This is a genomic window from Endozoicomonas atrinae, from assembly GCF_001647025.1.
Classification (GTDB): domain Bacteria; phylum Pseudomonadota; class Gammaproteobacteria; order Pseudomonadales; family Endozoicomonadaceae; genus Endozoicomonas; species Endozoicomonas atrinae.
Genome location: NZ_LUKQ02000623.1, coordinates 1 through 956, shown reverse-complemented (window position 1 = coordinate 956; position 956 = coordinate 1). Strand labels below are relative to the sequence as shown.

Sequence of the window (956 nt, the reverse complement as noted above, 5' to 3'; positions counted from 1 at the left end):
CCGACGAAGTAAAAGCCTTCGAGGCTCACGAAGCCTTCAAGAACGGCAGGGTCGTTCCTTACGATGGCTAACCAGAGCACCACCCCGCACATTCGGGACAGCTTCAGCCCTTTGCAGGACATCGTGACCCGAGTCCTGCGCCGGTTCGGGGATTTCTCCGTCAGTGCCGTCGACGGGGATACCCTGACCATGTTCGTTGATCTGGCCAACCTGGCCCTGGAAGAGATCAATTCACACCCTTACTGGAACGCTGACCCGCTGGATTACTATACCCACCCCAGCGAAGTCCGTCCGGTACCCGATCTCATCATGCAGAACGCGCTCCTGTTCCAGTACGCACTGCAACAGGCATCACCGAAGATCGAACTCTACAGCAAAGTCCATTACCAGACGCTCAACACCTTACTCTGGCGAAGACTCAACAACGGCGTCGGCAACCAGCCCCTCCGCGCCCGCGTGGTCGATGGCGGTTCCAACAAGCACTACTCACCAGCAACCTCACCGCTCACCGGACAGGACATCAACGCCGATGAGTAAGTACCGCACGTCGCAGACCATCAAGCTCAAGACCCACGCCTACGAACAGTTCAGGGGGATCGACACCACCCGCGATCCCATCTCCCTGGAGACCGGCGAAGGTCAGTTCCTTATCGAACTCAACAACGGCTACCCCGACGTTCAGGGCCAGATTGTCCGCGACTCCTGCGCCACCCAGCGCAGTGATCCACACCACCTGATCACCCATATCCGGCACATCAACGACGACGAAGTGTTCTGGATTGAGCAGTCCGGCGGCGGCCTCACCTTCAACACCGACAACAACCACACCGAAGAAGAGGTCTATCCCCTCGGTGCCGTGGTCAGCTCCGTGATCTACAACCAGAAACTCCACGTCTTCTCCAAAGCCCTGCCCACTTACCGCTACGACGGCATCAAGTGGGAGCGCAACCAGTCCA

General features: G+C 58.5%; 2 protein-coding genes. Both read left to right on the top strand.

All coding sequences use genetic code 11. The features are described 5' to 3' along the window. Positions 1 to 63 precede the first annotated feature (63 nt). Positions 64 to 537, top strand: coding sequence for a hypothetical protein (locus AK963_RS29620; RefSeq protein ID WP_066018794.1), 474 nt, complete (start codon positions 64 to 66; stop codon positions 535 to 537). Next, positions 530 to 956 (top strand): hypothetical protein (locus tag AK963_RS32870; protein WP_139117797.1); only part of this gene is annotated, 427 nt, incomplete at its 3' end. The genes AK963_RS29620 and AK963_RS32870, both read left to right, overlap by 8 nt.

Excerpts from the sequence above, each read along its gene's own strand:
- AK963_RS29620 (WP_066018794.1), top strand. The coding sequence starts at position 64 with ATGGCTAACCAGAGCACCACCCCGCACATTCGGGACAGCTTCAGCCCT.